We start from the raw sequence: 413 nt of genomic DNA on the forward strand, positions 1-413 counted from the left end.
GACAGCGGTCTCGGTCGAACCCGGCTGATCTGCCGCCTTCTCTTCCCTCGGCGTCACCGGCTGACCCGCCGGTCCTCCGGTTCCGGGATCGTGTGCCGGATGCCGCGGCACCGCAGGTACTCGCGGCAGGGACCGTTGCTGTCAGCCTTGTCGGCGGCGAGGCTGTCAGGCTTGTTGCGCGGCCTGCCCGGCCCCATCCGTGGGACGCGGATCTTCTTCAGCACGGGTTTGAACTGGGTGCAGTCCGCCCGCTGTCCCGGTGTGACGATCAGGGACAGCGGGCGGCAACGGCCGTCCGCACTCAGGTGGAGGTTGCTGGTGAACCCGCCGCGCGAGCGGCCCAGGCCCTCGACTCCCGGACCACCTCCGCCAGGCGGGCGTGCAGGCTCTGCCACGATGTTTCGCCCTGATGT

1 pseudogene is annotated in these 413 nt (G+C 70.2%); it reads right to left on the reverse strand.

The window, feature by feature from the left end:
* Positions 1-56 precede the first annotated feature (56 nt).
* Positions 57-413 (reverse strand): annotated as a pseudogene (locus LPA54_RS40360) (transposase); the annotation flags it as partial.

It is taken from the genome of Streptomyces sp. DH12 (assembly GCF_020873895.1).
Classification (GTDB): domain Bacteria; phylum Actinomycetota; class Actinomycetes; order Streptomycetales; family Streptomycetaceae; genus Streptomyces.